At 68.8% G+C, this 13,831-nt stretch carries 15 protein-coding genes; 12 read left to right on the top strand and 3 right to left on the bottom strand.

Translation table 11 applies throughout. The annotated features are described in order from the left end of the window. The first annotated feature begins 41 nt into the window (after positions 1-41). From OHA10_RS24030 to OHA10_RS24000, 7 genes are all read left to right on the top strand, one after another. Positions 42-986 carry a metal ABC transporter substrate-binding protein gene (locus OHA10_RS24030; RefSeq protein ID WP_371401017.1) on the top strand — a complete coding sequence of 315 codons (945 nt, stop codon included), beginning with the start codon at positions 42-44 and terminating at the stop codon, positions 984-986. Next, positions 983-1,747, top strand: coding sequence for a metal ABC transporter ATP-binding protein (locus OHA10_RS24025; protein WP_371401016.1), 765 nt, complete (start codon positions 983-985; stop codon positions 1,745-1,747). The genes OHA10_RS24030 and OHA10_RS24025 overlap by 4 nt, the downstream gene beginning before the upstream one ends. Next, positions 1,744-2,748, top strand: a complete 1,005-nt coding sequence (locus OHA10_RS24020) for a metal ABC transporter permease (protein ID WP_371401015.1) — start codon at positions 1,744-1,746, stop codon at positions 2,746-2,748. Before OHA10_RS24025 ends, OHA10_RS24020 begins: the two co-directional genes overlap by 4 nt. Positions 2,749-2,800: 52 nt before the next feature. Continuing rightward, entirely contained in the window at positions 2,801-3,193 is a 393-nt protein-coding gene (locus OHA10_RS24015) for a Fur family transcriptional regulator (protein ID WP_371401014.1), read from the top strand. Between the two features lie 57 nt (positions 3,194-3,250). Continuing rightward, positions 3,251-3,727 (top strand): MerR family transcriptional regulator, encoded by a 477-nt coding sequence (locus OHA10_RS24010; protein ID WP_371401013.1) that lies wholly within the window; start codon positions 3,251-3,253, stop codon positions 3,725-3,727. 59 nt (positions 3,728-3,786) lie between these two features. Next, the gene (locus OHA10_RS24005) at positions 3,787-4,761 is read left to right on the top strand and encodes an aldo/keto reductase (RefSeq protein ID WP_371401012.1); all 975 of its coding nucleotides are present in this window, start codon (positions 3,787-3,789) and stop codon (positions 4,759-4,761) included. Positions 4,762-4,843: 82 nt separating this feature from the next. Next, positions 4,844-5,338 carry a GNAT family N-acetyltransferase gene (locus tag OHA10_RS24000; RefSeq protein WP_371401011.1) on the top strand — a complete coding sequence of 165 codons (495 nt, stop codon included), beginning with the start codon at positions 4,844-4,846 and terminating at the stop codon, positions 5,336-5,338. Here OHA10_RS24000 and OHA10_RS23995 read toward each other — a convergent pair. Next, positions 5,324-6,271 carry a sigma-70 family RNA polymerase sigma factor gene (locus tag OHA10_RS23995; RefSeq protein WP_371401010.1) on the bottom strand — a complete coding sequence of 316 codons (948 nt, stop codon included), beginning with the start codon at positions 6,269-6,271 and terminating at the stop codon, positions 5,324-5,326. The genes OHA10_RS24000 and OHA10_RS23995 overlap by 15 nt on opposite strands. Positions 6,272-6,409: 138 nt before the next feature. On the opposite strand from OHA10_RS23995, the gene OHA10_RS23990 reads away from it, so the two are divergent. Then, complete coding sequence (locus OHA10_RS23990; protein ID WP_371401009.1) at positions 6,410-7,783, top strand: MFS transporter; 1,374 nt, start codon at positions 6,410-6,412, stop codon at positions 7,781-7,783. Here OHA10_RS23990 and OHA10_RS23985 read toward each other — a convergent pair. Then, on the bottom strand, positions 7,780-8,874 hold the full coding sequence (locus OHA10_RS23985; protein WP_371401008.1) for an S-(hydroxymethyl)mycothiol dehydrogenase: 1,095 nt from the start codon (positions 8,872-8,874) through the stop codon (positions 7,780-7,782). The genes OHA10_RS23990 and OHA10_RS23985 overlap by 4 nt on opposite strands. A gap of 231 nt (positions 8,875-9,105) precedes the next feature. On the opposite strand from OHA10_RS23985, the gene OHA10_RS23980 reads away from it, so the two are divergent. From OHA10_RS23980 to OHA10_RS23965, 4 genes are read left to right on the top strand one after another with little or no spacing between them, the layout of a single operon-like run. After that, the gene (locus OHA10_RS23980; protein ID WP_371401007.1) at positions 9,106-9,996 is read left to right on the top strand and encodes an ABC transporter ATP-binding protein; all 891 of its coding nucleotides are present in this window, start codon (positions 9,106-9,108) and stop codon (positions 9,994-9,996) included. Next, positions 9,996-10,832 (top strand): ABC transporter permease, encoded by an 837-nt coding sequence (locus OHA10_RS23975; RefSeq protein WP_371401006.1) that lies wholly within the window; start codon positions 9,996-9,998, stop codon positions 10,830-10,832. The genes OHA10_RS23980 and OHA10_RS23975 overlap by 1 nt, the downstream gene beginning before the upstream one ends. Further along, on the top strand, positions 10,832-12,208 hold the full coding sequence (locus tag OHA10_RS23970) for a sensor histidine kinase (RefSeq protein ID WP_371401005.1): 1,377 nt from the start codon (positions 10,832-10,834) through the stop codon (positions 12,206-12,208). The genes OHA10_RS23975 and OHA10_RS23970 overlap by 1 nt, the downstream gene beginning before the upstream one ends. Beyond that, positions 12,205-12,846, top strand: a complete 642-nt coding sequence (locus OHA10_RS23965) for a response regulator (protein WP_371401004.1) — start codon at positions 12,205-12,207, stop codon at positions 12,844-12,846. The genes OHA10_RS23970 and OHA10_RS23965 overlap by 4 nt, the downstream gene beginning before the upstream one ends. Here the strand turns inward: OHA10_RS23965 and OHA10_RS23960 are convergent. Further along, positions 12,843-13,808, bottom strand: a complete 966-nt coding sequence (locus OHA10_RS23960) for a hypothetical protein (RefSeq protein ID WP_371401003.1) — start codon at positions 13,806-13,808, stop codon at positions 12,843-12,845. The two genes, OHA10_RS23965 and OHA10_RS23960, sit on opposite strands and share 4 nt — an antisense overlap. Positions 13,809-13,831: the final 23 nt, after the last annotated feature.

Here is a 13,831-nt window from a genome sequence, read left to right as displayed (position 1 = left end):
TTGTTTTGACAACCAGTTCCAATAAAATGAAAATGATTGTCATGAGATCAGGTCTTCGAGCTATTGTCGCCGGTGCCGTCGTCACGGCGACACTCGCCCTGGCCGGATGCGGCGGCTCACCGGCCACCGGCACCGAGAACGGGAAGCTCGACGTCGTGACCTCGTTCTACCCACTCGAGTTCATCGCTCGCACAGTGGGGGGCGACGCCGTCAACGTGACCACCCTGACCGCACCCGGCGTCGAGCCGCACGACCTCGAGCTCACCCCGAAGCAGGTCGGCTCGATGGTCGAGGCGAAGGTCGTCATCTACGAGAAGAAGCTGCAGCCGGCCGTCGACGAGGCCGTCGAGCAGAACGCGCAGGACGCCGGCTTCGACGTCTCGCCGGCCGCCCAGCTCGAGGCGACAGGCGCCGACTTCGAGGAGCACGGGGAGGGCGCGGTCCCGGCCGCCCACAAGGAGGACGCCCTCGACCCGCACTTCTGGCTGGACCCGGTGCGGTATGCCGAGGTCGTCAAGGCCGTCGAGGAGAAGCTGGTCAGCGTCGACAGCGCCAACGCCACCGGGTACCACGAGCGCGCCAAGGCTCTACTTGGTCAGATCGGCAAGCTCGACACGGAGTACAAGACCGGTCTGGCCGACTGCCGGCGGGACACGTTCGTGACGAGTCATGAGGCGTTCGCGTACCTGGCGAAGCGATACGGTCTGACGATGGTCGGGATCGCCGGGTTCACGCCGGACGCGGAGCCGACGCCGAGCCGGATCAAGGAGGTCCAGGACATCGTGAAGGCCCAGAACGTGACGACGATCTTCTACGAGGAGCTGGTCAGTCCGAAGGTGGCCGAGACGATCGCGAACGACGTCGGCGTCAAGACCGCCGTGCTGAGCCCGATCGAGGGCCTGTCCGACGCCAACTCCAAGGAAACGTACCTGACCCTCATGCAGCAGAACCTGCAGGAACTGCGGACCGCGAACGGCTGCAAATGACACCCGACGACTCCCCCAAGGCCGTCCAGGTCTCCGATCTCTCGGTGGACCTGGGCGGTCGACTCGTGCTTCGGGGCATCGACCTGCGGATCCGGCAGGGCGAGGTGGTCGCCGTGCTCGGGACCAACGGGTCCGGCAAGTCCACGCTGATCAAGACGATCGTCGGCCTGCTGCCGGCGGCCCGCGGTGAGGTCCGCCTGTTCGGCACGCCGGTCCCCCGCTTCCGCGAGTGGCGCCGGGTCGGGTATGTCCCGCAGCGCATCACCGCGGCCGGCGGCGTACCGGCGACGGTGTACGAGGTGGTGTCGTCCGGTCTGCTCTCGAAGAGGCGACTGTTCAACCCGCTCGGGGCAGCCGGCAAGCAGGCAATCGAGCAGGCGCTCGAGGTCGTCGACATGGCTGACCGGCGCAAGGACGCGGTCGCCGAGCTGTCCGGCGGTCAGCAGCAGCGCGTCCTGATCGCGCGGGCGCTGGTGTCCGACCCGGAGCTGCTGATCCTCGACGAACCGACCGCCGGGGTGGACCTGGCCAGCCAGCAGATCTTCGCCGACGCGGTCCGCGATCGGGTCGCCGGCGGTACGACGGTGGTCATGGTGAGCCACGATCTCGGTCCGATGGACGCGCTCATCGACCGCTCGGTCGTGATGCGCCGCGGCCGCATCGTGTACGACGGCCCACCGCACGCCTCGCAGACCCACGCCCACGTCCACCACTCACACAGCGACGACATCGACGACGGAGCGGGGTGGACACCGTCATGAGCATGTTCGAGCTCGAGTTCATGCAGCGAGCGCTGATCGCCGGCCTGCTGACCGGACTGTCCGCACCGGCCATCGGGACGTACCTCGTGCAGCGGCGGCTGTCGCTGATGGGTGACGGCATCGGCCACATCGCGATCACCGGGGTCGCGCTCGGTCTGCTGACCGGGAGTGCCCCGGTCCTCACCGCCGTACTCGTGTCGATCGCCGGTGCGACCGCTATCGAGCTGGTCCGGGCGCGCGGCAAGGCCACTGGTGATGTGGCGCTCGCCCTGCTGTTCTACGGCGGTATCGCCGGCGGTGTGCTCCTCATCGGGCTGGCCGGTCAGGGCGCAGCCACGCTGAACACCTATCTGTTCGGTTCACTCACCACGGTGTCCCAGAGCGACCTGTACGTCGTCGTCGGCCTGGCCGTGGCCGTGCTGGTCGTGGCGATCGGCCTGGGTCCGCAGCTGTTCGCGGTCTGCCAGGACGAGGAGTTCGCCCGTACGACGGGGCTCCGAGTGCAGCTGCTCAACCTGGTGATCGCAGTGATGGCTGCGGTGACTGTGACCGTGGCTATGCGGACCGTGGGTCTGCTGCTGGTCAGTGCGCTGATGGTGGTCCCAGTGGCGACAGCGCAGCAGGTGACGCGGTCGTTCCGCAGTACGTTCGTCACTGCATGCATCATCGGGGTGCTGGCGTGTCTGGCCGGCATCATCACGTCGTACAACGCGAATGTGGCTCCCGGTGCGACCATCGTCGTGCTGGCGCTGGCCGGGTTCGTGGTGGCGGCCGCGGCGGGGACGCTGCTCCGGCGGCGGTCCGGGCGCGCCCGTCCGCTCGCGGACGAAGAGCCAGAGATCGGCGTGCCCGCGCCCGAGCCACATGTGGTGAGCGCCGGGCACCCGCACGCGCACAATCCGGTCTGCGGTCACAAGAAGGTCGAGCACGGTGACCACGTGGACTACGTGCACGACGGGCACCTGCACGCGGCACACGGAGATCACTGGGATGAGCACTGACTTGCTGTCTTCTGAGAGAATTGGGCGTGGTGATGAGATGACAGGAGGAACGGTGGCTATCGGAACACGCTCGACGCGTCAGCGTGCCGCGGTCGCGCAAGCGCTCGACAAGCTCGACGAATTCCGGACCGCCCAGGAGATCCACCAGGACCTCCGGACCGCCGGTGAGAACGTCGGCCTGACCACTGTCTACCGGACCCTGCAGGCGCTCGCGGACTCCAGCGAGGTCGACGTACTGCGCAACGCCGACGGCGAGACGGCCTACCGGCGCTGCTCGAAGGGTCATCACCACCACCTGGTCTGCCGCAACTGCGGACGGACCGTCGAGGTCGAGGGCCCGGCCGTCGAGCGCTGGGCCGACAAGGTCGCCGCCGAGCACGGCTACGCCGACATCAGCCACACCCTGGAGATCTTCGGCACCTGCCAGGACTGCCAACCGGCCTGAGGTGTCGCCCAAGTCACCTTTGCCTTTGAGTGCGCTCCAAGGCGTACGGTCGAGGACATGAACGCGACCGAGCTGCTCACGGACCGCCGTGCCGCTATCGCGGCGCACCACCCGGAGTTGGAGCCGGTCGATCCGGACCTGCTCTGTCTGCTCGAGCTGCCGGACGATCTGCCCGAGCAGCTGTCGATCGCCGAGGCCGCCGAGCTCACCGGCCTCACTGCCCACACCCTGCGGTACTACGAGCGGATCGGGCTGCTCGAGGTCGGCCGGGACGCGGCCGGGTATCGCAGCTACGACCGGCGGGCGATGGCGCGGATCGTGTTCATCAGCAGGCTGCGTGCCTCGGGGATGCCGATCGGCACGCTCAGCCACTACCTGGCGCTGGTGCTCGAGGGTGACCACACCGCACCCCAGCGGCTCGCCCTGATGCAGGAGCACCGCGCGAAGATCCACCGGCAGCTGCGCGATCTGCAGCTCGCCCTCGCAGTGACCGACTACAAGATCGACGTGTACGGCGGCACTGCCACTCCGTAACTTTCCGCGCTCACCCCGGGGTGCCCGGGCGGAGCCATGCCAATTTCTGGGAGATTCTGATGAAACTGGGTAGTCAAGGCGCCGAGGTCAGCCGGCTCGGACTCGGCTGCATGGGAATGAGCTACGCGTACGGCGCGGCCGACGACAACGAGTCCGTCGCCACGCTGCACCGCGCGCTCGACCTCGGCATCACGTTCCTCGACACCGCCGACCTGTACGGCTTCGGCGCGAACGAGGAGCTGGTCGGCGCGGCGATCGCCGACCGCCGGGACGAGGTGTTCCTGGCCACGAAGTTCGGGATCACCGGCGACGGGCGCGACCCGTCGAAGCGCGGCGTGAACGGGACGCCGGACTACGTCCGGTCCGCGATCGACGCGTCGCTGCAGCGGCTGGGCGTCGACCACGTCGACCTGTACTACCAGCACCGCATGGATCCCGACGTACCGGTCGAGGAGACGGTCGGAGCGATGGCTGCGCTCGTCGAGGCGGGCAAGGTCCGGTACCTCGGGTTGTCGGAGGCGTCGGCGGAGACGATCCGGCGGGCGCACGCCGTACATCCGATCACCGCGGTGCAGAGCGAGTGGTCGCTGTTCAGCCGTGACATCGAGGAGTCGGTGCTGCCGACGTGTCGCGAGCTCGGCATCGGGATCGTGCCGTACTCGCCGCTCGGGCGCGGCATGCTGACCGGCGCGTTGCCGTCGGAGCTTCCGGCCGACGACTTCCGTCGTACCCTGCCGCGCTTCTCCGGCGACAACCTCGACGCGAACCTCGCGCTGGTCGAGGAGATCCGCTCGGTGGCCGCGCGGTACGACGCCACGCCGGGGCAGGTCGCACTCGCCTGGGTACTTGCGCAGGGCAACGATGTGGCGCCGATCCCGGGGACGAAGCGGCGCAAGTACCTCGAGGAGAACGCGGCGGCGGTCGAGCTTTCGTTGACCGCGGAGGATGTGGCCGGGCTGTCGAAGCTGACGCCGGTCGGCCTGCGCTACCCGGACATGACCTGGGTCGCCGGCCAGACGGCCCCGCAGGACTGATAAACTGACCGCAGTAAGCCTTCCGTACCGGACTCTTCCGGCGGGAGGCTTTTCTGCGTTCTGAGACGTTCTGAGGAGACGTATGTCTGATCTGTTGGTGCGCCGGGTCCAGCCGTCCGACCGGGGTTTGATGGAGCGGTTGTGGTTGATGTTCCGCCACGACATGTCCGAGTTCCAGGGGCAGCTGCCGCGGCCCGACGGCAGCTACCGCACCGAGTGGCTGGAGAAGGTGCTGACCGGGGATCCGGAGTGGGCCGGGTACCTGATCTCTGTCGGCGAGAATCCGGTCGGGTTCTGCTTCATGCGCGCGCTGCAGCAGCCGGTGCATGTGCTGAACGCGTTCTTCATGGTCCGGCCGGTACGACGCAACGGTCTGGGACTGCGGGCGGTCCAGGAGGTGCTGTCGAACCACCCCGGCCCGTGCGACGTCGCGTTCCAGGGGAACAACGAGAAGGCGGTCCGGTTCTGGCAGCGGGTCGCGACCGAGGTGTCCGGCGATGTGTGGACCCAGGAAGCGCGACCGATCGCCGGCAAGCCCGATGCGACTCCGGATCAGTGGATCTCATTCAAGGTGTGACGGCAGCCCGAAATACTCGAAGAGGCCCTGGTCGAAGAACGTGATGTTGTGCGTGATTCCGGCTTTGGTGACGGTGAAGACCTGGAGGGTGTGCGGGTGGTAGCGCCCGTCGTCGGTGCGCACATACGCGCCGACGGCGGGCTGGCCGTTCGCCGTCGTCGGCACCATCCGCCACGCCGGACCGCGCATGGCGTAGACCCGCTCGATGAACGCGCCGTACGCGTCGCGCCCCACGAACCACAGCGGCGCCGGCGGCATCTCGAGCACGACCCGCTCGGCGAGCAGCCGGCTCAACTCCTGTACGTCGGCCGCTTCGAACGCGCGGACGTAGTCGTCGACGATCGCCTTGATCTCTTTGTCGGTGGGCTCGTCGACGTCGTCCTCCGTGACGTCGACCTCGGCCAGCCGCGCCCGGGCACGCTGGAGGGCGCTGTTGACCGAGGCCGGGGTCGTCTCCAACGCCTCCGCGACATCTGCGGCTGACCAGTCGAGGACATCCCGCAGTACCAGGACCGCGCGCTGCCGGGCGGGCAGATACTGCATCGCGGCCACCAGCGCGAGCCGCAGACTCCCCTTCGCCGCCAAGGCCGCAGCCGGGTCGCCGCTGGTCGGGAACGGCTGCAACCAGGGCACGTCGAGAGCCAACTCGATCGGCGCCTGGGCATCGGTCGCCGCTGCGACCAGACCTGACGGGAGAGCACGCCGTCCTCGTCCCTTGAGCGCCGTCAGGCAGGCGTTGGTCGCGATCCGGTAGAGCCAGGTCCGCAGCGAGGCGCGCTCGGCGTCGTACGTGTCGATCGCGCGCCAGGCCCGGAGGAACGTCTCCTGGACGAGATCTTCCGCGTCGTGCACCGACCCGAGCATCCGGTAGCAGTGCGCCAGCAATTCACGTCGGTACGGCGCCACCTGCTGGTCGAAGTCGTCTCGGTCCACAGCGCGAGCCTCCCACTTGTCGGGGTTCCTGGATGTACGTACCGCGCGAGCCGCCGGAATTCATCGCTGCGCCGCCGATGAATCCGTGAGGCAGCCCAGGTACATACCCACGTCCTGACTCAACGAGGGAGAAACCTGATGGCCGCTGTGATGATCGACCGCCCGGCTGACGTCGGCGCCCGGCGCGGGCTGATGCTCGCCGTGTTGCTGCTCGGCCAGTTCATGGCACTGCTGGACACGTCCGTCGTCAATGTCGCGATGCCCACCATCGGCACCGACTTCCAGGCGTCCGGCGCCTGGCTGCAACTGGTCGTCGGCGGCTACATGGTCGCGTATGCGATGACCCTGATCACCGGTGCCCGGCTCGGCGACCTCTACGGCCGCCGCCGGATGTACCTCATCGGGGTCGTCCTGTTCACGCTCGCGTCACTCGCCTGCGGGCTGGCGCCGGCGATCCTGCCGCTGGTGCTGTTCCGCTTCGCCCAAGGCATTGCCGCGGCGGTGATGGTGCCGCAGATCATGAGCGTGATCCAGACCCACTTCACCGGCCCCGCTCGCGCCAAGGCCCTGTCCGCGTACGGCGCGACGCTGTCCGCCGGCCAGGTCGCCGGCCTGGTCGTCGGCGGTCTCCTGCTCGCCGCCAACGTCGCCGGGGCTCAGTGGCGCCCGATCTTCCTGATCAACGTCCCGGTCGGCATCGTCCTCGCGGTCCTGGTGCCCCGGCTGGTACCGGCCGACCGCCCGACGGCCGCGCGTCGTCTGGACCTCATCGGGCTGGCGATATCGACCTGCGCAGTACTCCTGCTGGTGCTGCCGATGGTGATCGGGCACGAGCTCGGCTGGCCGCGGTGGACGTTCGTCTGCTTCGTCGCGGGGCTCGTCCTCGCGGTGGTCTTCGTCCGGGTCGAGCGCCGGGTCGACGATCCGCTCCTCAACCTCGACGTACTCCGTGCTCGCGGCCTTGCAGTCGGTATCGCGACGCTCATCTGCACACTGCTGGCCGTCGGCGGGTTCATGTTCAGCTTCACCCTGCACCTGCAGAACGGCCTCGGCGAGTCGGCCCTCCATTCCGGGCTCACCTGGCTGCCCTTCGCCGTCACGTTCGGTCTGGTCGGGTTCTTCTGGCGTTCGCTTCCGGTCCGGCTGCATCACCTGGTCGTCCCGACCGGCCTCGCCCTGTGCACGCTCGGGTACGCCGGCATCGGACTCAGTCAGCTCGCCGCCGGCTCGCTCGTGTGGCCCGCGCTGGTACTGGCCGGAGCAGGCATGGGCCTGTCCGCCAGCCCGCTCGTCACGCAGTCACTGGTCCACGTCCCACTGAGCAGAGCAGCCGATGCGAGCGGCGTCCTCACCACAGCCATCCAGCTGAGCCAGGTCGGCGGCGTCACGATCTTCGGGACGTTGTTCCTGTCAGGAGGCTCGCTCACCACGACGAGCTGGTACCTCGCCCTCGTCGCCGCGATCGGCATCGTCGCGGGCAGCTTCCTCGCCCGCAGCGTCCGGCGGGCCTAGAAGACGACGACAGAGCGCAGTACGTCGCCGTGGTGCATCTTCGTGAAGGCGGCCTCGACGTCGTCCAACCCGATCGTCTCCGAGACGAAGCGGTCGAGCGGAAGGCGACCCTGCAGGTGCAGGTCGATCAGCAGCGGGAAGTCGCGGGTGGGCAGGCAATCGCCGTACCAGCTCGACTTGAGGGACCCGCCGCGACCGAAGAAGTCGAGCAGCGGCATCTCCAGCGTCATGTCAGGAGTGGGTACGCCGACGAGCACGACCGTTCCGGCCAGATCGCGCGCGTAGAACGCCTGCTTCCACGTCTCCGGACGGCCGACCGCGTCGATCACGACGTCCGCGCCGAACCCACCGGTCAGCTTCTGCACCGCCTCGACCACACCGTCGTGGTCCAGGCCCTTGGAGTTGATCGCGTGGGTCGCGCCGAGCTCCTGGGCCACGGTCAGCTTGCGGTCATCGATGTCGATGGCAATGACTTTCGCTGCGCCGGCCAGGCGGGCTCCGACGACGGCCGCCGTACCGACGCCGCCCGAACCGATCACCGCAACGGTGTCGCCGCGTCCGACGTTCCCGGTGTTGATCGCGGCACCGAGACCCGCCATCACGCCGCAGCCGAGCAGGCCTGCGACCTCCGGCTTCGCGGCCGGGTCAACCTTCGTGCACTGCCCCGCCGCGACCAGCGTCTTCTCGGCGAACGCACCGATGCCGAGGGCCGGGCTGAGCTCGGTGCCATCGGCGAGCGTCATCTTCTGCTTCGCGTTGTGGGTGTTGAAGCAGTACCACGGCCGGCCGCGCAGGCAGGCGCGGCAGTTCCCGCACACGGCTCGCCAGTTCAGTACGACGAAATCGCCCGGCTGCACATCGGTGACGCCCTCGCCGACCGACTCCACGATGCCGGCCGCCTCGTGCCCGAGCAGGAACGGGAAGTCGTCGTTGATCCCGCCCTCCCGGTAGTGCAGGTCGGTGTGGCAGACCCCGCAGGCCTGGACCTTCACCACCGCCTCGCCCGGACCCGGGTCCGGGATCGTGATCTCCTCGATCGTCACCGGCGCACCCTTGCCCGCCGCCACCACACCACGCACCGTCTGAGCCATTCCCCGAACCTAACCGCCCGGCCCCACTCCCGTCAGCCCCCTCGGCGTGTACATCAGAACAGGACGTAGTCGTCTTCGTATATGACCTCCCCCGCCTGAACCGGACCGCCGAAACGGCGGTGGACCCCCACACCTCCTGTCCTTACGTACATCTCTGTCCCCCGGTCGGTGGACAGAGAGTCAGCCGGGCGGTGCTCCCTGGGCAGGGTGCCGGGCCGGGAGAGTGGAGACATGGAGAACGACAACGCAGTGAGGGTGCGCGGCCTGGTCAAGCGGTACCCGGACAAGGTCGCGGTCGACGGGGTCGATCTGGACATCCACCGGGGCGAGGTCTTCGCCCTGCTCGGTCCGAACGGGGCCGGCAAGACGACGACCACGGAGATTCTGGAGGGGTATCGCCGGGCCGACGAGGGTGAAGTGAGTGTGCTGGGGGCGGACCCGGCGCACGGCGACCGGGACTGGCGCAGCCGGCTCGGCATCGTGCTGCAGACCTCGCGCGACGAGGCCGAGTCCACAGTGTCCGAGCTGGTCAACCACTACGCCGGCTACTACCCGAACCCGCGCGACCCCGACGAGGTGATCGCCGCGGTCGGGCTGGAGGAGAAGCGCAAGACCCGCCCGCGCAAGCTGTCCGGCGGTCAGCGCCGCCGGCTCGACGTGGCGCTCGGCGTCATCGGCAACCCCGAGCTGCTGTTCCTCGACGAGCCGACGACCGGGTTCGACCCGGAAGCACGCCGGCAGTTCTGGACGCTGATCGAGGAGCTCCGGACCGAGGGCACCACGATCCTGCTCACCACCCACTACCTCGACGAGGCCGAGCACCTGGCCGACCGGGTCGGCGTGATCGCCGACGGCCGGATGATCGAGATCGGTACGCCGGAGACGCTCGGCGGTCGCGGCGCCCGGACCGCACGGGTCTCCTGGGCCGACGCCGACGGACCGCACGAACTGCGCACCGACCGGCCGACCGCCGAGGTGGCCGCGCTGATGGCCCGCTTCGACGGCGAGGTACCCGAGCTCGAGGTCCGCCGCCCGAGCCTGGAAGACATCTACCTGGAACTGATCGGCAAGGCCACGGCCGCCGGCACCGCTGCCCTCGCGATGGAAGCTGGAGCACTCTGATGGCGAACACCACGACCACGCAGCACCCGACCCCGAAGGCGCTGCCGTCGACCCTGTCGGTCGGCCTGGCGCGAACCCGGCTCGAGGTCCGCGAGTTCTTCCGCGAGCGGGAAGCGCTGATCTTCACGTTCTTCTTCCCGATCATCTTCCTCGGCATCTTCTCCGCGGTCTTCGGCAACACCGACTTCGACGGCGTCAACGCCGCGACCTACTTCACCCCCGGGATGATCGCCTCCGGCATCTTCCTGAGCAGCTTCCAGTCGCTCGCGATCAGCATCGCGCTCGAGCGCGACGACGGTCTGTTGAAGCGGTTGCGCGGTACGCCGATGCCGCCGCAGGCGTACTTCATCGGCAAGATCGGCCAGGTCCTGATCACCTCGGTCGCGCAGATCGCGCTGCTGCTGGCGATCTCCGGACTGCTGCTCGGCGTCGACCTGCCGAGCGAGCCGGACAAGTGGCTGAACTTCGTCTGGATCTTCGTCCTCGGTACGGCGTCCGGTTCGGTGCTCGGGATCGCGTTCAGCGTCGTACCGAAGTCCGGCAAGGCCGCCTCCGCGGTGATCACGCCGATCGTCCTGCTGCTGCAGTTCATGTCCGGTGTGTACTTCGTCTACAGCAGCCTGCCGGCCTGGATGCGCAACGTCGCCTCGGTGTTCCCGCTCAAGTGGCTCGCGCAGGGAATGCGGTCGGTGTTTCTGCCGGACGGGTTCGAGCTGACCGAGCCGGCCAAGTCCTGGCAGCTCGGCACCGGCGCGGTCGTGCTCTCGATCTGGCTGGTCGTCGGCCTGTTCCTCGCCCAGCGGGTGTTCCGCTGGACCCGCCGGGACGCGGGCTGATGAACAAGCTCACCGGTACGACGTCGGCCCTCCCGGACCGGCGTCGTACCGAGCTGTCTCCCGAGCTGTCTCCCGAGCTGTCCCCCGAGTTGTCTCCCGGGCTGTCGCCGGTGCCCGCGTGGACCGGGCCTCGGGTGTGGGTCCTGTTGTGGAGGAAGATGGGGTCCGTGCAGAACTCGAGCGGTGGCGCCGGACAGCCCGTGTGGACGCGGGCGCTGATCGGATGGCACATCGTCTTCTGGGTGCTGCTCGGGATGACGCTGGCGCTGTCGTTCCTTGGGCATCTGGGGACGGTCCGGCAGTCGGTGTTCGCCGGGACGGTCGTGGTGCTCGGAGCGGCGTACCAGTTCATCGGACTGCCCGCGATCCGGTCGCGGCGGCGGCTCCCGCGGTACGCGTATCGGCTGGTGCTGATCGCGGCGCTGGTCGTGCTGATCGGGATCTACCCGCAGTCGGTGTTCCTGATGTTCATCGGGTCGGCGCAGATCTGGTTGCTGTGCGAGGACATCCGCGAGGGCATCGGGCTCAGTCTGCTGCTGGTGCTCGGCGTCGGTACGGCGCAGTTGTGGAGCGCGGGGTGGGGCTGGAAGGCGTTCTGGGAGATCCTGCCGTGGATGCTGGTCAGCCTCGTGGTCAGTCTGCTGTTCGGGATCTGGATCGAGAAGGTCATCACGCAGAGTCAGCAGCGGGCCGAGCTGATCGAGCAACTCGAGGCGGCGCGCGACGAGCTCGCCGAGGCGCACCACAGCGCGGGTGTGATGGCTGAGCGGGAGCGGATGGCGCGGGAGATCCACGACACGCTCGCTCAGGGGATGACGAGCATCGTGATGCTGGCGCAGGCGGCCGCGGTGGAGCTCTCGCGCGGCGCCGATGCTTCGGCGCGGCTGGCGGCGATCGAGGACACCGCCCGGGAGAACTTGGCGGAGGCGCGGGCGTTGGTTGCCGCGTTCACCCCGGTTGCGTTGTCGGAGGCAACGTTGACCGAAGTACTGCGACGGCAGGCGGAGCGGTTCGCGGCCGAGACTGGCGTCGACGTACAGGTCTCGCTGGACCTGCCTGATGACGAGGTCGCGGCGCTGCCGCAGGCGCAGCAGGTCGTGCTGCTGCGGTCGGCGCAGGAGGCGCTGGCCAACGTACGGAAACATGCTGCTGCAACGCAGGTTCGGATCACGCTCGGGCTGTCCGACGGCGGGGTGTGGATCGAGATCCGGGACGACGGGACGGGGTTCACGCCGGCGACCGTGTCCGGCGGTTTCGGGTTGACTGCGATGCGCGGGCGGGTCGAGGAGTCGGGCGGCTCGGTCCAGGTGGAGAGTTCGCCGGGGCGCGGTACGCGTGTGCAGGTGTTGATCCCGGCTGTGCAGGAGGATGTGTGATTCGGGTTCTGGTGGTCGACGATCATCCGGTCGTCCGGTCCGGGCTGACCGGGATGTTGTCGGTGACCGAGGACATCTCCGTGGTCGGTGAGGCCGGCGACGGTTCGGAAGCGGTGGCGCTGGTCGAGTCGACGCGGCCGGACGTCGTACTGATGGATCTGCGGATGCCGCGAATGGACGGCGTGGCTGCGACCGGGGCGATCGTGTCCGGGTATCCGTCGACGCGGGTGCTGGTGCTGACGACGTACGACACCGACACGGACATCCTGCACGCGGTCGAGGCAGGCGCGGCCGGGTATCTGCTGAAGGACACACCGCACATTGAACTGCTCAACGGGATCCGCGCCGCGGCCCGTGGTGAGACCGTGTTGGCGCCGCCTGTCGCGGCCCGGCTGATGTCTCGCCTTCGTACGCCGGCCGCGCCCGCCGCGGCGTCGCCGTCGCCGCGCGAGCTGGAAGTGCTGGCCGCGGTGGCCCGCGGGCTGAGCAACGCGGAGATCGGGCGTGAGCTCTTCATCGGCGAGGCCACTGTGAAGACCCATCTGCAGCGGCTCTTCGCCAAACTCGACGTCGACGACCGCACGCGTGCCGTCACCGTGGCGATCGAGCGCGGGCTGCTGCCGTCCCCCGGCCGCTAGAGCTTGAGGCCGCCCTCCTGGGCGGGACCGTTGAGCCGGCGGCTCAGATCCGACTCCGGCTGGTGCGCCACGGGGTGCTGATCGGCGCGCGCGGTCGGATTCACGCCGGCTCGCATCGCGTCGGCCAACTGCTCGGCTTCCTGGGCTGCGTGCTGCTGCTCGGCATGCGCGCCGTTGGCGACGCCGACGGAGAACTCGGCGACCGATTGGAATCCCTCGCTGCTCTTGGCGAGGTCCGCGTGCAGGCGTTGCGCGTTGTCGCGGGTGTCGGCGATCGAGTCCTGCATCCGGCCGATGGTCCGGCCGAGGTCGGCGGACGGCTGGAGCTCAGCGGGCGCGGCGGTGTGGAACTTGTACGCCGCCTGCCGGCCCTCCGACAGCTGGGCGGTCATCTGCTCGACCCGGCTGTCGACGACATCGACGACGTTCTTCAGGTACTCGACCCCCGAACGGAGCTTCGCCACGTCGGCCGTCGCCCGACCGGGCATCTGCTCGATCCTGTCCAGATCCCTCAGCGCGCTCTCCAGCGCCTGCGAGCCGGCCTGCAGGCAGTGGCGGTCCTGCGGGCTCGTGCCGGTGCGCTGCTCACCCAGCGCTCGCTGCACGCCGCCGATGCGGGCCGACTGCGCCTCGACGTCACCCTGGTACGTCGCGAGTGTGTGGACCAGGTTTGCTCTGGCCGGATCAACGGCGGCGCCTTCGGCCCGCTGGACCGTCAGCTCGGCCGCGGCCAGGCCGTCGACACCCGGTCGCAGCGTCGCGAGATCCTCCGAGCGGCTGCCCAGCATCCGGCCGATCTGCTCGTCGCCGAGCTCGTAGGTCACCGACCGTAGCGTCGCGTTCACCTCGATGACCGCCTTCGCGATCTGGTCGGTGTAGTGGGCGAATTCCGCCTCGTTCGCCATCAGCTCGTCCTTCGTCCGCCGCGCGCTCGCGCTCTCGTCATGATCGATGCCTTGCACAACGAGCCTAGACGCAGCCGGGT

It is taken from the genome of Kribbella sp. NBC_00662 (assembly GCF_041430295.1).
GTDB lineage: Bacteria > Actinomycetota > Actinomycetes > Propionibacteriales > Kribbellaceae > Kribbella.
Note: the sequence above shows the minus strand (reverse complement) of the source record. Positions and strands in the feature narration are given on the sequence as shown.

Bases quoted from the DNA above. Each gene is read 5' to 3' on its own strand.
- OHA10_RS24030 (WP_371401017.1), top strand. From the start codon at position 42: ATGAGATCAGGTCTTCGAGCTATTGTCGCCGGTGCCGTCGTCACGGCG.
- OHA10_RS24025 (WP_371401016.1), top strand. From the start codon at position 983: ATGACACCCGACGACTCCCCCAAGGCCGTCCAGGTCTCCGATCTCTCG.
- OHA10_RS24020 (WP_371401015.1), top strand. From the start codon at position 1,744: ATGAGCATGTTCGAGCTCGAGTTCATGCAGCGAGCGCTGATCGCCGGC.
- OHA10_RS24010 (WP_371401013.1), top strand. From the start codon at position 3,251: ATGAACGCGACCGAGCTGCTCACGGACCGCCGTGCCGCTATCGCGGCG.
- OHA10_RS24005 (WP_371401012.1), top strand. From the start codon at position 3,787: ATGAAACTGGGTAGTCAAGGCGCCGAGGTCAGCCGGCTCGGACTCGGC.
- OHA10_RS24000 (WP_371401011.1), top strand. From the start codon at position 4,844: ATGTCTGATCTGTTGGTGCGCCGGGTCCAGCCGTCCGACCGGGGTTTG.
- OHA10_RS23990 (WP_371401009.1), top strand. From the start codon at position 6,410: ATGGCCGCTGTGATGATCGACCGCCCGGCTGACGTCGGCGCCCGGCGC.
- OHA10_RS23985 (WP_371401008.1), bottom strand. From the start codon at position 8,874: ATGGCTCAGACGGTGCGTGGTGTGGTGGCGGCGGGCAAGGGTGCGCCG.
- OHA10_RS23980 (WP_371401007.1), top strand. From the start codon at position 9,106: ATGGAGAACGACAACGCAGTGAGGGTGCGCGGCCTGGTCAAGCGGTAC.
- OHA10_RS23975 (WP_371401006.1), top strand. From the start codon at position 9,996: ATGGCGAACACCACGACCACGCAGCACCCGACCCCGAAGGCGCTGCCG.
- OHA10_RS23970 (WP_371401005.1), top strand. From the start codon at position 10,832: ATGAACAAGCTCACCGGTACGACGTCGGCCCTCCCGGACCGGCGTCGT.